Source organism: Enterococcus sp. DIV2449a, assembly GCF_051711225.1.
Taxonomy (GTDB): domain Bacteria; phylum Bacillota; class Bacilli; order Lactobacillales; family Enterococcaceae; genus Enterococcus_D; species Enterococcus_D casseliflavus.
The window spans coordinates 2484475-2500390 of the sequence record NZ_JBIOME010000001.1; the positions used below are offsets into that span (position 1 = coordinate 2484475).

19 protein-coding genes are annotated in these 15916 nt (G+C 38.9%); all 19 read right to left on the reverse strand.

Features of this window, described 5'->3' with window-relative positions; all coding sequences use genetic code 11:
• Window positions 1-113: 113 nt before the first annotated feature.
• The gene (locus tag IGI76_RS11710) at window positions 114-896 is read right to left on the reverse strand and encodes a peptidoglycan amidohydrolase family protein (RefSeq protein ID WP_438781562.1); all 783 of its coding nucleotides are present in this window, start codon (window positions 894-896) and stop codon (window positions 114-116) included.
• A gap of 3 nt (window positions 897-899) precedes the next feature.
• Complete coding sequence (locus IGI76_RS11715) at window positions 900-1220, reverse strand: phage holin family protein (RefSeq protein WP_438781563.1); 321 nt, start codon at window positions 1218-1220, stop codon at window positions 900-902.
• A 1-nt stretch (window position 1221) separates the two neighbouring features.
• The gene (locus IGI76_RS11720) at window positions 1222-1554 is read right to left on the reverse strand and encodes a hypothetical protein (RefSeq protein WP_074536833.1); all 333 of its coding nucleotides are present in this window, start codon (window positions 1552-1554) and stop codon (window positions 1222-1224) included.
• A gap of 1 nt (window position 1555) precedes the next feature.
• A complete protein-coding gene (locus IGI76_RS11725) occupies window positions 1556-1915 on the reverse strand; it encodes a hypothetical protein (protein WP_270267294.1) in 360 nt (119 codons plus the stop codon).
• 35 nt (window positions 1916-1950) lie between these two features.
• The gene (locus IGI76_RS11730; RefSeq protein WP_270267293.1) at window positions 1951-2154 is read right to left on the reverse strand and encodes a hypothetical protein; all 204 of its coding nucleotides are present in this window, start codon (window positions 2152-2154) and stop codon (window positions 1951-1953) included.
• A gap of 15 nt (window positions 2155-2169) precedes the next feature.
• Window positions 2170-6279: a phage tail protein gene (locus tag IGI76_RS11735; protein ID WP_438781565.1), complete on the reverse strand. Its 4110-nt coding sequence runs from the start codon at window positions 6277-6279 to the stop codon at window positions 2170-2172.
• Window position 6280: 1 nt separating this feature from the next.
• A complete protein-coding gene (locus IGI76_RS11740; RefSeq protein ID WP_438781566.1) occupies window positions 6281-7786 on the reverse strand; it encodes a distal tail protein Dit in 1506 nt (501 codons plus the stop codon).
• Between the two features lie 3 nt (window positions 7787-7789).
• On the reverse strand, window positions 7790-10159 hold the full coding sequence (locus tag IGI76_RS11745; protein ID WP_438781568.1) for a phage tail protein: 2370 nt from the start codon (window positions 10157-10159) through the stop codon (window positions 7790-7792).
• The gene (locus IGI76_RS11750; protein WP_194186153.1) at window positions 10159-10542 is read right to left on the reverse strand and encodes a DUF5361 domain-containing protein; all 384 of its coding nucleotides are present in this window, start codon (window positions 10540-10542) and stop codon (window positions 10159-10161) included. Before IGI76_RS11750 ends, IGI76_RS11745 begins: the two co-directional genes overlap by 1 nt.
• 11 nt (window positions 10543-10553) lie before the next feature.
• Window positions 10554-10817 (reverse strand): hypothetical protein, encoded by a 264-nt coding sequence (locus tag IGI76_RS11755; protein WP_086295611.1) that lies wholly within the window; start codon window positions 10815-10817, stop codon window positions 10554-10556.
• Window positions 10814-11395, reverse strand: a complete 582-nt coding sequence (locus IGI76_RS11760; RefSeq protein WP_142964712.1) for a phage tail protein — start codon at window positions 11393-11395, stop codon at window positions 10814-10816. Before IGI76_RS11760 ends, IGI76_RS11755 begins: the two co-directional genes overlap by 4 nt.
• Window positions 11396-11406: 11 nt before the next feature.
• Window positions 11407-11742: a hypothetical protein gene (locus IGI76_RS11765; RefSeq protein WP_438781569.1), complete on the reverse strand. Its 336-nt coding sequence runs from the start codon at window positions 11740-11742 to the stop codon at window positions 11407-11409.
• Complete coding sequence (locus tag IGI76_RS11770) at window positions 11743-11979, reverse strand: hypothetical protein (protein WP_041120510.1); 237 nt, start codon at window positions 11977-11979, stop codon at window positions 11743-11745.
• Complete coding sequence (locus IGI76_RS11775) at window positions 11972-12310, reverse strand: hypothetical protein (RefSeq protein ID WP_086295615.1); 339 nt, start codon at window positions 12308-12310, stop codon at window positions 11972-11974. The genes IGI76_RS11770 and IGI76_RS11775 overlap by 8 nt, the downstream gene beginning before the upstream one ends.
• The gene (locus IGI76_RS11780; RefSeq protein ID WP_041120514.1) at window positions 12252-12695 is read right to left on the reverse strand and encodes a phage Gp19/Gp15/Gp42 family protein; all 444 of its coding nucleotides are present in this window, start codon (window positions 12693-12695) and stop codon (window positions 12252-12254) included. Before IGI76_RS11780 ends, IGI76_RS11775 begins: the two co-directional genes overlap by 59 nt.
• A 4-nt stretch (window positions 12696-12699) precedes the next feature.
• On the reverse strand, window positions 12700-13026 hold the full coding sequence (locus IGI76_RS11785) for a hypothetical protein (RefSeq protein WP_438781571.1): 327 nt from the start codon (window positions 13024-13026) through the stop codon (window positions 12700-12702).
• Complete coding sequence (locus tag IGI76_RS11790; protein WP_194185628.1) at window positions 13026-13919, reverse strand: phage major capsid protein; 894 nt, start codon at window positions 13917-13919, stop codon at window positions 13026-13028. Before IGI76_RS11790 ends, IGI76_RS11785 begins: the two co-directional genes overlap by 1 nt.
• Before the next feature lie 4 nt (window positions 13920-13923).
• The gene (locus tag IGI76_RS11795; protein ID WP_438781572.1) at window positions 13924-14385 is read right to left on the reverse strand and encodes a capsid assembly scaffolding protein Gp46 family protein; all 462 of its coding nucleotides are present in this window, start codon (window positions 14383-14385) and stop codon (window positions 13924-13926) included.
• 80 nt (window positions 14386-14465) lie between these two features.
• The gene (locus IGI76_RS11800) at window positions 14466-15875 is read right to left on the reverse strand and encodes a DEAD/DEAH box helicase family protein (RefSeq protein ID WP_438781573.1); all 1410 of its coding nucleotides are present in this window, start codon (window positions 15873-15875) and stop codon (window positions 14466-14468) included.
• Window positions 15876-15916: the final 41 nt, after the last annotated feature.

Here is a 15916-nt window from a genome sequence, read left to right on the forward strand (position 1 = left end):
TTTAAAAATTTATTGACAATTTATGATATCAATTAATCTACTCTACTTCAACGTAATTATCACAAGAAATAAAAAAGGCGCCATACTCTACTTGAAGTATGGCGCCTTTAGCATTACATTTGATTTTTATTGAGTCTTCGTTGTAATTCTTTCACTGCGTCAGATACCGGACTGATTACACCATCTTGAGTTGTTCCTAGCCATTTCTGCAGCGCCTTGATAGTTGTTTGTCCCATTAGACCATCTTGGGTTACTCCTAGGAATCTTTGCAACGCCACAACTACATTCGATCCGATCAATGAATTATCGAATTCGGCAGCCCAAATGTTTTGATTAAATTTCTGCTTGTACTGGTGGCTGATAACACCATCTTTCCCAGCAGTATCGAAGTACTCTTGCAAGCGGCGAGCCGTAGCGTTACCGAATTGCCCATCGATCGCTAATTGAATCATTTGCGGTTTATTATCGGTTGGTTTCACAGTGCCAGTAGTGACGATTCGATAAAAATGATGTGGTAACCGCGTACTCATGTAGGAATCGTGGCTATCTGTATGAATTCCATTCCAATAATACGAACAGTGAATGAAACTCTTATTGCTTAAAAAAATTCCAGTGTGTCCCGCTGATCCATGTGAAGCACCAGGGGTCCCCGCAATAAAGATGTCCCCGCGTTTTACTTCTGGTCGGCTAATTTCTTTGAGTTTAGTACCAACCATTCTAAACAGTGTTTCCGTATTCCCCATTGATCCTGCCGGTAAAAAACCACCAGCAATCATGGCCAAGAACACAGCAGACGAACAGTCATAACTTTTAGGGCCTAACCGGCGCTCCATAGAATAAGTTACTTTACTTTCACGATCTTTGAACCATTTGATCATATTTTCAACTGAAAACATGGATTATTCCTCCTTCTTTTCTGTAAACTCCTGACCATCGCCGTAATCGGGTTTCTGATCACCACTACTTAAATTTAAGAGCTGTACAAACAATTGGTGCATTCCTGTGGATGCAATCCCGCTTACCGCACCGTAAACAATCGCCTCTACTGTCAATCCATTGATAATTGCTCCTAAGATTGCTCCCAAGACAATAACAATCAAAGGAATGTAGCTATTGGCCACTGCCGCAAATACCGGCGTTGACTTGATCAAATACCCCACTACTAAACATGCTACGACAATTACTGGTACTAAATACTCCTGCAAAAAATTTAAATCCATTTCAAATCCCACCTTTCAAAATTTTGTTTTCATTCTTTAATGTTTCATTTTCACCTTCCAAAACATCAATAACATCTTCCAAACGGTCAATTTCCTCTTTGTAAAAAGCAATTTCCTTCTCATACTTTTCTTGCAACTGCTCCACTTTCTTTTCCAACTTATCAACTTTATCTTGCAACTCTTTGTTTATCGCAACGTATTGATCATATAAAGCTTTTGCATTCTTGACATTCTCATTCTGCAAACTGACTTTATTCGTCGATTTAGTAGCAAGATAGGTTCCAGTTGAAGTAACCAACGCTACCAGGATTAGCGTAATTTGCTGTGCATCCATGCTAGCCCTCCTTTAGGGCTATTCCAAACGCAAGAGCAGCCATTCCAAGAGAAAAAGTCCACACAGTGTTCGGTGGCGGTGTTAGTAAAAAAGAAACTGAAAAGACTGACCAAACAGTTGCCAATAAAATGAGTGATCCATGTTTGATTTTTTTGTTGTTTACCCAAATTCCAATAAGCTTTAAGCATCCTAAGATTATGAAAACTGCGCCAATAAATTGATTATCAAATATCTCGTCAATTAAGTCGTATACTTGATAACCTTGAAGAATTTGCGGATAAAAAAGAAGCATTGTTCCGTATAAAACTGAAACAACACTTAGTACTAAGCTATCCCATTTTAGTATGACTAAATTCTTCATGGGCCACCTACTTTCCAATAAAATAAAAGAGCACCCTATTCTAGATGCTCTTTTGTAAATATTTCTCCAATTTTTTTCTGAACTAGATTCATAATAAAAGCCAAGTTCAATTCATCTTTTCCTAAAGTCACTTGTCCATTGAAGGCTTCTACGTCTCCAATTTTCCCATCTACGTAAACGATATATCCAACTACATTCTTCTGTGCATCGTAATTGAATGTAATACTTGCAATATTCAATATGTCTCCTCCTTATTATAAAGGTAATACAATACCATCCAACATTACGGTGTTTCTGCTTTCTTGGTTAACCTGCACCATCATGTCCCCGTTCAGTTCAATTTGAATACGACCGACAAAACCTCCTGAGAAAGCTACTGGAAACATAGCTAACCTGGTGGGTGCATATTGCGCTGGTAATGTACCTATCTTAGTCCCTGTACCTGGTGTAAAGAATCCTGCTGATGGTCCACAACGTCCTCTAATTTCTAATGCCATACTACCATCTAATCGCATGATTGCTCTGTACTGTGGAGTAGCATTCTCCTTAGTCACATAACCGCTAGTCAGAGATATATTAGCCCAAGCTACCGGATTCAAAGCACCAGCCGGTAAATATCCCCCAACACCACTTTCAACCATGTATAACTTTCCTTGACCTAATTGCGTTGTTCTGGCAGGAGCAGTTGCTGAAGCTTTGTAGGTATCTTGGAAACCTAAAGAACGATCCAAGCTTGTTTTCCAAGTAGAACCATCTGAGCCAGTTCTTGCAATAATCACGTTACCATCTTCAACAGTCGTACTCCCTGTATAGGTAACGCCACCGTCAGTGTAACTAAAGCTGTTAACAAACTTAGAACCAACAATTACAGTACCTTCCACGCGTTTAAACACACCATTCTCAATCTGAACATTACTTGCGATTAAATTATCAATTGAGATCGCCCAATGTATCCATTTTGTGCCGTCCCATTTATAAACTGCGCTTGTTGCATCATTCGGATCCTGCCACAAATCTTCTTTTGCTGGATTAGTTGGTGGTGTGGCAGAAATGATGATCGCATCTTTTCCTTGTTGAGCGACAAGATAGAAATAAGCACTGTAGGTATTGTCCGTGTATTTGAATCTAGTTCGTGTCCACATATACCAGCCCGCTTTAGGTGTGGGTCTTGTCCCTGACCATCCAGATGTCGGTGGATTTACTCCATCTTGAGAAATGGAATAGCTGATTTCTTCGGCGGCAACCCCTTTACCGGGGTTCCCTGTTGCCCCTTGTAAAGATAGAGCGTAAGAAAACTGCTTCGTAAATGTTTTGCCATCTGCTGTGATTGTGATCGGCACGTTACCGCTTTTTGATGCTAATGCAGTTGTAGCTGTTAATGTGATTACTGATCCACTCACACTAGAGGACAGTCCTGTCGGCTTAGTTCCTACAGTAATGCTAGTAGGTGTAATTTTATTGATGCCTTTATATACGATCACTTCTGTTGTTGTTGATCCAGCCAATGCTGCAGTTGTTGATCCAGCAAAGGTGTAGGATTCGTTCGTAAGAAACACAGTATAAGCATCTGATCCAGGAGGTCCTTCTCCACCGTCTTTGATTCTAGAAATAGTGAATACATCGCTCACAGTCGCATCAGCCGCCTTGATGGTGAATGTATCAAATACAGCTTTTGTAGGATCGATCGTAACAGTGTTGCCTGCTCGAGTAACTCCTGTAGGAACAGCTGAACCAAAATTACCACCGTTTAGACTATACGTCCAATTTGATATAGCGGTATTCACTGCAGTTCCGGTCACAGAAAAACTAGAAGCTGGAGTGATCTTTCCATCTTTATCAACTGTGATCGCTTGTGTTGTTCCTGACAAAGAAATGAGTGGTGCAGGATCACCTTTGTCCCCTTTGGAACCTTTCGTCAATGACCACGTATAATCACTTGGCTTTTTACTATCTGCTTCCGTAAAATCAACATACTGCCCAATATAATCCCCACCGTCTTCTCCGCCATTTCCCGTAAAAGTCAATCCGCCATCATTCGAATATTTGATATGCAGATATGACGTCTTTCCGTCTGGTCCTGGTTCTCCGGGAATACCAATACCAGGATCGCCTTTCGTTTGTTGCCACTTATAAACGCTTGGACTGGTAGGTGCAACGTTCGTTTCCGTTGTAGCATAACCAGTATATTTAGCATTTGCTGGATCTGTAGTCATTCCTGATCCATCGGCATTCTGAGAGTATCTTATCCATAGATAAGCACTCTTCCCATTTTGACCGGGTTGTCCGTCAAAATAATCAACATTTTTTATCGGTGTATAGCCGTCTTTTCCTTGTGGTCCCATGAATGGTGTCCATGGTTTGTAATCATCAGGATTATCAGACCCAACTTGGTTCGTATCTGAATAGAATCCTTCGTATTTTGGATAGGCGTTTTCGTAGTCTTCGGATGGAGAAGGCGTCCATATTGTTGAAGCATCACTAATTTCTACCTTAGCTTTCACATCAGCAATACTTTCCTTCGTAGCTGTTCCAGACCCTGAGATATAGGAGATTCTAGCAAACTTATAACCTACTGGAATTGGTTTAGTAGTAGTATTCGAATAGGATACTCCAGTACCATCGGGAACTTCCCAGACACCGCCTTTATAACGTAAATCAGAGATACCCGACACATCATCGGTAAATAAGTTAATTGCAAGAGCATAAGACGAGGCTGCACTGCTTACTGTTAAAATTTGACCTTCCTCAACAGGAAAATAATCAGAGACGGCTCTTGAAACGTTTGAAGTCAGCCCATTTCCAGTCCACGCAACATATTTGCCTAAAGTTACCTTGTTAAGTTCAATTAAATTCTCATTCGGATAAACCTTGGTAAATGTACCGTCTGCCATCAAATATCCACGATGTGGATAGTATGTTTCACCGGGTTCCCCTTTTTTACCATCATCGATATTAGTGACTGTCACCTCAGCACCACCACGCACATTCCCCGAATCGTCTGCTACTTCAAAACGAAAGACTGCCTTTTCTTCGATATCTGCAGCATTGATCGTCACTGTCTTGGTATTTGAAAACAAAGTGCCATCTTTATACCATTTCAGACTAAAGGTATCTGTTATATCCTTGATACCATCTCTAACACGAGCAGTTAATGTGGTACTGCCGAATCCATTTTTGAAAGTAACTCCATCACTAGTGATGATTTCATACGTAAAGACTTTATTTGCTTCTATCAATGCTTGAACACGAGTAAGTAGAGTAGTATCCACTTCTGATTGTAGAATCTGAGCATTAGTAAATTTTGTTTGGTTTCTATTCGGCTCATCAAAATAAATATCTTGTTCACTTACTCGAACAGATAAATTCAACGCCGGCTGATACTCTGTATTCAAAGCCCTGACTGTATCGCCGATTCCAAGATATTCATACGACTTTATTGTTACTGTAACTTCCACCTGTGATAGTTTTTTCAACTGTGCTAATGCTTGGCCTGCTAAGGTGTTTTGGTTTTTAGTTTCATAGGACCAATTCTTTTTGATATACCCTTCGCCATTCATTTTTGCCATAAAAATGTTTCTTGCTTGAACAGCATAAATTATCGCGGAAGCTTTAGGACTGTAAAAAAGTTGATTGCCATCCTTATCTCGTTCATCGATTTCAATACCCGCTATTGTTAAACCATCTGTTCCGATCGGCTTAATGGCAGTTTTTAGGTTATCAATGTTATCTTTCACTTCGATTGTTTCAACATTGTTCCCCCACTCAAGAAGAACATCCTGTCGATTATTTCCTACACCTTGGTTTTTATCATCATTCGCTTTGTACACATTCAAAACAATTTGAGATAGGCCCCAATGTTGATTCAATTGCGTAACAAACTCAATCTCTGCATCAAACCTCGTTGCTAAACTAAACAAGCGAGCAAGAAGATCATCTTCGCTGCCTTCCCATTCTAACTGCAGTTTTTTGTCCGATACTTCATTGATCCCCATAACCAATGGATTGTCACCAGCAAACAAAAAGACCTTGAGGTATTCCTCAAAGGTCATCGCTTTTTCGGCTTTATATTCAGAAGCATCTTCATTTCGCAATTCCAAAGTCAGGCTGTCAGCTTGTACGGTAACATACTTCTCATTTTTAACCATATCCGTAATATCAAAATGATAGGCAGTGTTTTTATAAATAAAGGAGATCTTGTTTCCAACTTTAAAATAAGGTGACATAGCAGATTTTTGTAAGATGGAACATCGAAAGAATGCAGCAGTACCTAACAAATAGGTATGTAAATTCCCACCTTCATATTCATCAGTCACACAGAGTAATTGGTCTTTATTATCTAAGATTGCGATTAATGGTCGTTCCATTCTAAACAAACCTCTTTTCATACGTCCCAGTTATTGTAGGCGGAACGGTAGTAAATGGAGAATAAGGGAATTCAATATGATTTTTGCCAGGTACAAGATATGGAAAATTACTTCCCGTGATAAAATCTTCAAGTGTTTGGATTCCGTCCCGATAGATCATGTTCATGCCATTTTCTTTGGTGATAATCACCTCCGATCCAGCTGAGAATCGATTAGGTAAATTTTCCCAATACTGTGATTTCAAATCTGCAACCAACACATCCCTAAGTCCCATATTAGGAACAGCTTGTTGCGGTGTACGATCTGCATATTGACCAGTATAGAACTGGACTCGTTTCACTTTTTTTCCTTTTAAGAAGGGAACATTGACAGAATGATAGCCGCCATTCCAGAAAAACGTGATTTTCTCGCCTTCTTTTCTCAGATCAAACATATTTCGATTGTCATTTCTTGCTTGTGATCCATACGGGTTTGGAGGCAGCCAATAAGAAGGTGTTAGGGGGATACTTTTATAAATCTTTGTGCCAGCTCCTTCATTAATCAGAAAATACACAGTAGCACTATTTCCGTTCTTGTCTCCTTTGGAAATTGCCATGCCTGCCACAAAGAGATTATTCTCGTCAACATAGGCTAATGTCCATTGACCAGTTTGCCCCATTTTTCCTGTTTCAAACCATGCCCTTCCCCACAAGTACGCACTTTCAATCGGATTCGGAAGAATCAGTTCCTTGGCTGTTCCAAACCATTTTTTTGTACCTGATTTCTTGGCATCCGCTGGGATACCACCCATCCATCCACCATACGCAGTCGTTACAGGCATCTTGGCAACAATTGCCTTCTCTTGGTTCTCATAGAATATCGTCGCATCCGTCCAATTGCTAAATACGCCGCCATCCTTTCCGATAATAATTTGTGCTTTTTCTCGAATCTCGCCATCTGCTTCATCAACATAACCAAGTTGTGTTAGAAAGGTATTTTCATCACCATGCATGCCAATAGCACCTAAAAATCCAGTTTCGGCATTATTATGGATCGTAAGTGTTAGCGGGGTTTTCTCTGTTCCTTTATAATCAATATCCATCGCAAGAATTCCATTGGAATCAACTTTCGCGACTACACTATCCAGTGAATTATTATGAGCAACTCCATCAGTAATTTGGAAAGTTATAGTTCCTGTTCCATAAGTTTTTTTATCATCAAAACTTTTATCACCTTGAGGTATAGCATAATAAAAGAGATTCGGTTCATCACCAAATACTAATTTCCGAGGTACTTTAGTATTCAAAACACCCGCTAATCCTCTTCTCTTCTCTATCACATTACTTTTTATAAAAAAGGACATCTTAATTAAGGCTTCCTCATTTGTACTGGAAACAAAAGCGTTACCAGCCTCACCAAAAGATTTTGATTCAATTGTGGTTGAAGGTCCAATCCCTCTGTCTAATGAGGTAATCTCGTCTATAAAAGAAGATAAGTCAACCTCACCAAAGAACACCGGTATTTTCATAACTTACCCCCTATTTCTATAAACTTTGTTTTCCATAATTTCTATACGATCATTTTCAATTTTTACCATTGGTGCTAAGATAGTTCCAGTCTTTTGACCATCTAATAACACTGTACCCTCTATAGTGATATACATAGGTTCATTTTTCTTTTGAGCGAGTGCGCCATCAGCAATAACTCTTTTAGCGGTATAGTTTCCATCAGATATAGTTTTAGATACATCCATTTGAAGTGTTTTATTAGAAAATGCATCTATTTCATCAGCAATAAAACTACTAGAAATACCTGCAGCCATACCTTTTACTGTTGCCTGTACATCTTTAAACTTATCTTTTAAAGTCTCGTTAAATCCTCCCATTATTGCTTTACCAGCTGGTACTAATAATTTTCGGTCATAAGAAATCGGTCCTTTGTGTTCTTTGATCCAATCTGCGATTCCTCCAACAAAATTTTTTACACCTTCCCAAGCTGATTGCAATCCTCCTAAAAATCCATTCATTATAGCTGCACCAGCACCACTGATATCAATATTAGCAAGACCACTAATAACATTTTTTACATTATTGATAATACCTGTTACTTGAGATCCAACACTTGAAAAAATACTTCCCATTGCACTAAATCCGCTACCAACAGTTGATATCACAGTTTTGATAATACTTCCTGCAGCTGAAATGACTGATCGAATTGCGCCCCATATACTAGACATAACACCACTTAAAGCACTACCAGCGCTTCCTAAGCTACTAAATACGACACGAATGCCACTAATTGCACCTGATATTAAACTTCCAGCTGTTGATACCGCAGTTTTAATATTGCTCCAAGCGCTGCTTAGTATGCCACTTAACGATCCTCCTGCACTGCCTAAATTTGTAAAGTACCCAATAACAGTTCCAATCCACTCAGCAACAGTTGTTAATGCAGGTACACAGGCTTTGAACGCTTCAACTAGCCACGTAATAACTGGCGTTAAAAACCCGATTGCACTTGTGATCATGTCGAATGTCGCAGAAACACCCATTAGAATTCCTTTGAAAACTCCTCCTAAAAATGCACCTACAACTTGTAAAACAGGCATCAGCGCACTAGCCAACACAGTGACGATAGGCTGAGCTGCATTCCACATTTTTACAAAAGAATTGACGACCATATCAATAGCAGGACTAACAATTGTCATCATCGTACTGAAAGCATTCGTTATAGCAGGAATGATTGCAGAGATTACTGCTTGAAGCCCACTAAAATCAAGCTTAGTAAAGGCAGTAGCAATTGTGTTAATTATTGGCGTAAGTGTAGATACCACTGTTTGAAATAGCTGTGGAAGTTGACCAAAGGCTGTTTTAAATGCTTGAATTATTGGATCGATTGCGCTTCGAACATTTCCTAACAACGTTGATAAACCTCCATCGATCCCAATTCCTAACTGTGACAACAATGCTTCTCCACCTTCGAGAAACCTTGGACCAGCTTCTTGAAATAGTGTAGAAAACACTACCGGCAGACCTTTCAATATATTACCGACCATTGGAATGAAGTTGTCGAATAAAAACGTTGAAGTGGTTTGTGCTAATGCTTGAAGAGAAGGAACTATATCACGTCCCAATGAAAGATTTCCAAGCACATTAGAAAACGCTGATTTCATTGAAGTAAAAGACCCGCTGAATGTTTCTGCAGCTTCTTTAGCTGTAGTTCCAGTAATCCCTAATTCTTCTTGAACAGCATGAATCGCAGTGTACACATCACTCAAATTGTTAATATCATATTTAACACCGGTTAATTTTGTAGCATCTGCTAAAAGTCTTTCCATTTCTGTTTTAGTTCCGCCGTAACCAAGTTTTAAGTTGTCAAGCATAGTATAGTTTTGTTTCGCAAATCCCTGATAGGCATTTTGAATATCACCCATATTTGTGCCCATTTTATTAGCATTGTCGGACATATCAACCATTGCCATGTTCGCTTTATCGGCAGCCTTTTCAGTATCTCCGCCCATAGATTGCAACAAACTTGCACTGAAACTAGTAACATTCTCCATATAATCGTTCGCCGATAATCCAGCCGTTTTATATGCTTCATTGGCGTACTGCTTTACCTTATCAGCACTGCCCTTGAAAAGAGTCTCAATCCCTCCTAATGACTGTTGCAATGCGGCACCCTCTGACAAAGAAGCAGAAATGCCTTTAGTTATAAGTTCACCAATTTTAGCCGCTGCAATAATTCCACCAATCGCCGTAACTAGCTTACCGCCAATTAAATTTCCAGCACTTGTTCCTGCTGCATCAGCTTCACCAGACAATTGTTTTGTTATGGATCCACTAATCCCCTTGGCAGAGGGCATGATTTGTACAAAAGCTTGTCCTAATTCTGTTGCCATTATTCTTCACCCCCATTCGTTGAATCTCCAATCAGTTGTTTTCTCATACGAGTAAAATCCTCACCAGAATCAAATACAACTTCCTCTCTTTCGTTCATGTTATTTCCGACTAATTTAGAAAGAATCGATTCAGGCTGGTTTTTTCCTTTTTGTCCATCTTTTGTTTTTGCCCAAACTAAAAGCCTTAAGTTATCGTTTATTCCTGCTAATAAAAGAGTATTCAACGGAATATTTTGCCCACTAAGCTTTTGCTTTATTCTAGATTCATCTCTAAGTCCACATGAAAAAACAGCTACCTTAGAAACTGGCAGCTGTTTGTAGTCATATATTTTATAGGTTTCGGCTAGATCGCATATCAATGAACTCTCATCGATATTAATCATTCCGGCGAGGATTAGGAGTTTTTTGTTTGATCTTGATTTTGAAAAATATTTCCAAGTTCTTCAACCATTTTAGCAGCAGGAACAATTCCATCTTCATCTCGAACGTGTTCTTTCAAAGCTGCTGCCTGTTCTTTTCCTAAAAGAAGATTTAAAGCTTTCGGCGCAACCACAGGATTTTCATCTATTTCACCAATAACTTCTAAGAGTTCATAATTATCTAATCGTTTTTCTTCGATAGAATACTTGAATCCTGAATTTGTTTCCCCTTTAATCATTGTCCTGAACCTCCTGTGCTAGCTGCTGGTTTCTGAATGTATTCGAAGTGAGTATTTCCTTCATCATCAGACGGAATAGCAGTAATAGTTGTTTCATAACCTACTGCATCAGCATCAGTGTAACTAATTTCTCCGATTTCCGTTACTTTTCCGTTTGGGATAACAATTCTTTTAAGAATCCCGCCTTTTAGAATCATGTCTGCAACTAAGACGTGTTCTTCAAGTTCTTTTGCATTCGCTTTAATTTTAATTCCAGTATCAATTGTGCCTGTTACATTTGTAGATCCATATACTTCCTTCAAAACATCAGTATTTAATGCTTCAATCAAAGTGTAAGAAAAGGTATCTTCTTTCTCTGTTTGAGGACTTGCAACAGTATCCCCACCCCATGCTTTAATATTTTCAGAAGAAGGTGTGTTTGAGTTTGTCATACCATCCTCTGAAATATACCCCAAGCTTTTGAATGCAGCATTTAATTCAGTTGTTGCATTTTCGGGCAATGTAGTTCCCAATGGAGCCGAATAAATGGCCCCTCCCACTTTTGGTTTAGCAGTTGATACATTTTTTGCATCTGACATGTTATTACCTCCTAGTAATGAGTGATATCAAATACTGCTTGATATCTGTACTCTTTTGTTGTTGTGTCCGTGTAGTTATAATCACTATTCAGCTTAATCCTGCTGATCTCATCCAGTTTGATCAGATCTTTTAAAATTTCTTTCAACTCAGCATTTAACAATGCGGCTTCATACAATGTAGGTGCATAGCTTTGAAAAGCATATGTTGAAGACGAAATATGATTGTTTGCACCGCTACCAGTCTTTTCGAAAAGAACATAGCTTTCTGGCATTTTCCCTTGTTTTTCTAAAAAAGACGTTACAGATAAATGACTATCAAGAAAATTCTTAATCACAATTTCAATCATTTATCGCACCGCCTTTAAAAGGGTATTATTTTTCATATTGTCTTTTTTTGCTTGGTATGTATCCGCATATACCATTGCATTTGCTCTCGTTTTACCTACATAAATATCTTGTTTGTAACCTTCGCCAGCTCTATTTCTCACACCAGTTGCTTTCTCTTCTAATACACCTTGCATCTGATTGGACTTCATTAGAGCTGCTACTCCACTCCGGTTCAACTTGAATTTCATCTTAGCCATAACGTTCCACCATCACTTTCTTATTCCAATCAAGTGGGATTAAGTCTTCGATACCCTCTGTTGGAAAGCCAAAGGTGCGCCATCGTTTACCAAAGAATTTTACTTCTTTGTCTTCCCAATCATTAGTATCTCCTTTCGGGATTGCTAACGTATATACAGCTTTTTTTCCAGTTAAAGTAAGTTGGTTGACAATATCATCAGTGGAAGTAGGAGTGACTAAGACATTTTCAACATCAATATCTGCTTCTTCGTAGATTGGATTCCCGAATGGATCAGTTCCCGTTTTGGTCAAACCCACCAATTGAATTGTTATTCCTTTCAAAAGTGCCATAAGGTTCAATCACTCCCATCCGTTGCCGTCTTAAACCAAGACGGCTCAATTCGCTGTTTTTGATAAATAATCCGCCACCTGGCACAAGGTACGATCCAGAAACGGAATAACCCAATGCTCCTTCTGCATACTGGGTCATTGGCTCCTGATCAGTTGATGTCATTAGTGTTCTAGCTACAACATCAACAGTTACCGATTTGACAACATTCAAAAAGTAATCAGGCTTCATGCTTATCATGTTATCTAAATCTTTTCCCACCTTATCGGCTTCCATTCGCAAAGAATCAGAAACAATATTAAGCAATTCAGTAGCTCGCGTGATTTCTTCTGGCTTAAGGGCACGCCATAGGTTTGACAAATCATCAATAGTTGCAAAGGCTGCCATGAAATCACTTCCCTTGCATCATCAAATCGTACAATTCTTGCTTTTTAGAGCTAGGGTTATACTTGATGCCAAATGCATCTAATTCCTGCATGATTTGCTTTTTAGTAATGCCTTCTAATCCAACCACTTGTTCATCTTTTTCATCAGCTTGTTGTTCTGGAACAGCAACTAGTGTTTCAGCTTCATCGTCAGTATTTTCAATTTCTACTTCATTCACTGCTTTTGGTTCTTCATCAGTTTTTGGCTCATCTTTCAACAAGACCCAATCACCGCCAGAAACAACGCAAGGGCTACTAAAAGTAACCCCTGTTTTTGTGTTTTTATATTGCATTATTGTCCGCCTCCTGCTGGTTTAATCACACGAGCAAAGCTATTGCCATCCATAATTCCCCAACCCAGGTATGTTTCTGAACGTAAATAAACTTGGTTGTAACCTTTCAAATCTTGTCCGCTATTATCAGGATCACCATACTTGATAACTTCCAATGGGATTTCTTTCGCATATCCCCATTTGAACATGGAAGCAAAGTCACCAATTATAACCAAGTCATTCCCGCCGTTAGATACTGTGCGATTGATATCAGTTGGGATTCCACGAACAGCTCCCGGATTCGCTCCCCATGCTAACTCTGGAAATTGTTTGACACCATTTACTTTGTAAGATGCTAAGGCAGCTGAAAACTGCGGATCCATCGCCATACCCGAAATTACACCTTCCGCACCTTGTACCATTGAAGCAGCCGTTTCAATGTTTACATCTGGATCTGCTTCATTAAAGTCAACTGTTTGCGTTACTTTCCCGTCAAAGTGATTCGTTCCGATAATTGCTGACGCTGTACCAGTACGTGGATTGATTCCATGGAATGCCATTAAATCTAAACCACGAGCAAGTTTGCGAGCGTAACCTTCATTGAATGCTTTTACAATATCAATTTTTTCTTCATCTGAAGCATACAAGAATTCATCAGAAATACGAGCGCCATATTCGACCTTGATTGGCACGATAGTCAACGGCGCAATAGAAACCCCTCCATGTGTTTTTTTACCGTTTTCAGCAACGATATCGATTTCGGAATCCATAGTGAAAGTGAATTCTTTTTGACCGTTAAATGGAATCGGCTTTTGTTGAGATAAAGCTACTAAAGAACTTTTTCCTTTCACTTTGTTAATAAGGTCTGTAACTAATTCTGGATCAAATAAACTTCCTTTTGATAATGTTGACATAATATTACTCTCCTTCTAAATTAAGATTTTCAATTAGATTTTTATAAGCGCCATCTTTTCCTTCACCTAAATTATTTTCAGTATTTTTCAAAGGTGGCGGCGTTTGTTTCTTACTTATAAAACTCGCTAACCGTTCTGCATCAGCTTTGATACTTTCTTCATCATCTCCAACCAAGCGATCTGCTAAATCAATTGGCAATCCGTTTTGCAACGCAATTCTAGTACGCAAATTCACGGTTTCTTTCTCAGCGATTTGTTTATTTAGATCAGCTATTGTTTGCTCATGAGTCTTAGCGGCATTGCTTGATTCTTCGATTGTTGATTTCAAATCATCTAGTTCTGCTTCTAATGCAGCATTACGCGTTTTGATCTCATCGTAATCAGCGAACTTCCCTTTTTCACGACTTAATCTCTCCTGGATAATACGGTCCAGTTCCTCTTGTGTTTCAATTGCTTTGAATGTCATAATACAAACTTCCTTTCTCCTGCTTGCCCGGCAGTTCGGTAATTTTTTGTATTAAAAAACGACTACCGCTAAATAGTCGTCTAATACCTTTTTTGTTGTTTTTTCTTGGGCTTTTTAATACTACAAGCCCAATGTGCTAATAGTGCACTGTCCATTAAACAGATATCTCTATCTTCAAATTGCGATTTATAACCAAATCCACCGTTGCTACCGATATTGCGCTTCTCACTGTTCGTAACTACTGAACTTAGAGATGGCTGATCTTTGTGGCAAATTGTTTGTTGAAATATCCCTTGTTCCCATAATGAATTGGCAGTAATGATTTCTGATACTTTTGGAAGGATTGGCGCTTTAATTTTAAACTCTTCCATTTCTTTAGTTAGGATATTTTGACCTCCAGCACCGTCAATGACCACTGCATTTACGTTAGCTTTTTTCAAGAAATTAATGATCCATTGATTGCCATTTCTTACAGACACACAATCAATTGCTTCAACGAATATTTTTCCGGATAAAGTTTTAACTGCAATACTCATTGCAACATTCTGTCCATCATTCCCATACTTGATACCAACATACAACGGTCCTTTCAATACAGGCAGAGCTACTACTTTCAACCTTGTCCAATCCTTAGCAGAAATAGCAGATTTTTGATTGTACTTAGGCCAGTATCCTAAACGCTGTACGTTGTGATCAAGTTTGTCATCACCAAGTTCCGCTTCAATCTTTCGTTCCGTCAAATGATATCCCAATGAAGGATTGGAATTATACCAAGCCTCGACATCATGGATATCTTTCATATCATCAACTGACCATTCGGCCCATCCAGAATACTTCGATTTACCGAATAGCGTAGTATCTCGATAACCTGTAAAAACGGTACCACTAGATACAGGAGTTGGTGGCGTACCACACATAATCGTCATAGGGTTTTGACTGTCTGTCACGGTATACTTCAAAGCTGATTCTTGCTCAGTAGTGTATTCTTGAGCTTCATCGATCACAAGCAAGTCAAATCCTTCCCCAAGCCCACCACTAGATGTTCTTGTTCGGAATTGAATCACGCCGCCAGTTGAGTATAGCTCCAATCGTTCTTGACCTTTAGCTTTGATTGAATTGAAGTCCTCGCCCTCAATATATCCCGTGTCTTCAAGTAATTTTTTTACTTGTTCATATGAAGCGTGAGACGTACTGATTCTGTGAGCCGTATGCAAAATACTTAATCCTTCTTCTAAAGCATCTAACTCAATAATGTAAATAACCTCGGTTTTACCGTTTCTTCGTGGAATTGAGAAACCAAACTTTTGATGAACCCATAAATTATCTTCATCAATAGCCAAGATAGGTTCAAGCATACTAATTTGCCAATCATAACAATTGCGACCAGTTCTTTGATATCTTTCAATCGCTCTTTGAGATACAGATCTATCATATGGAAGAATTACCGATTGAGTAGGATGTTGATTACCAAATTTCACTTTAGTAGTCATAAACTATCCCCTTTCAATCTCGATCATGCATGATAACCCTG

Coding starts and splice junctions, on each gene's coding strand:
- IGI76_RS11710 (WP_438781562.1), bottom strand. CDS start 896: ATGTTTTCAGTTGAAAATATGATCAAATGGTTCAAAGATCGTGAAAGT.
- IGI76_RS11715 (WP_438781563.1), bottom strand. CDS start 1,220: ATGGATTTAAATTTTTTGCAGGAGTATTTAGTACCAGTAATTGTCGTA.
- IGI76_RS11720 (WP_074536833.1), bottom strand. CDS start 1,554: ATGGATGCACAGCAAATTACGCTAATCCTGGTAGCGTTGGTTACTTCA.
- IGI76_RS11725 (WP_270267294.1), bottom strand. CDS start 1,915: ATGAAGAATTTAGTCATACTAAAATGGGATAGCTTAGTACTAAGTGTT.
- IGI76_RS11735 (WP_438781565.1), bottom strand. CDS start 6,279: ATGGAACGACCATTAATCGCAATCTTAGATAATAAAGACCAATTACTC.
- IGI76_RS11740 (WP_438781566.1), bottom strand. CDS start 7,786: ATGAAAATACCGGTGTTCTTTGGTGAGGTTGACTTATCTTCTTTTATA.
- IGI76_RS11745 (WP_438781568.1), bottom strand. CDS start 10,159: ATGGCAACAGAATTAGGACAAGCTTTTGTACAAATCATGCCCTCTGCC.
- IGI76_RS11750 (WP_194186153.1), bottom strand. CDS start 10,542: ATGATTAATATCGATGAGAGTTCATTGATATGCGATCTAGCCGAAACC.
- IGI76_RS11755 (WP_086295611.1), bottom strand. CDS start 10,817: ATGATTAAAGGGGAAACAAATTCAGGATTCAAGTATTCTATCGAAGAA.
- IGI76_RS11760 (WP_142964712.1), bottom strand. CDS start 11,395: ATGTCAGATGCAAAAAATGTATCAACTGCTAAACCAAAAGTGGGAGGG.
- IGI76_RS11765 (WP_438781569.1), bottom strand. CDS start 11,742: ATGATTGAAATTGTGATTAAGAATTTTCTTGATAGTCATTTATCTGTA.
- IGI76_RS11770 (WP_041120510.1), bottom strand. CDS start 11,979: ATGGCTAAGATGAAATTCAAGTTGAACCGGAGTGGAGTAGCAGCTCTA.
- IGI76_RS11775 (WP_086295615.1), bottom strand. CDS start 12,310: ATGGCACTTTTGAAAGGAATAACAATTCAATTGGTGGGTTTGACCAAA.
- IGI76_RS11780 (WP_041120514.1), bottom strand. CDS start 12,695: ATGGCAGCCTTTGCAACTATTGATGATTTGTCAAACCTATGGCGTGCC.
- IGI76_RS11785 (WP_438781571.1), bottom strand. CDS start 13,026: ATGCAATATAAAAACACAAAAACAGGGGTTACTTTTAGTAGCCCTTGC.
- IGI76_RS11790 (WP_194185628.1), bottom strand. CDS start 13,919: ATGTCAACATTATCAAAAGGAAGTTTATTTGATCCAGAATTAGTTACA.
- IGI76_RS11795 (WP_438781572.1), bottom strand. CDS start 14,385: ATGACATTCAAAGCAATTGAAACACAAGAGGAACTGGACCGTATTATC.
- IGI76_RS11800 (WP_438781573.1), bottom strand. CDS start 15,875: ATGACTACTAAAGTGAAATTTGGTAATCAACATCCTACTCAATCGGTA.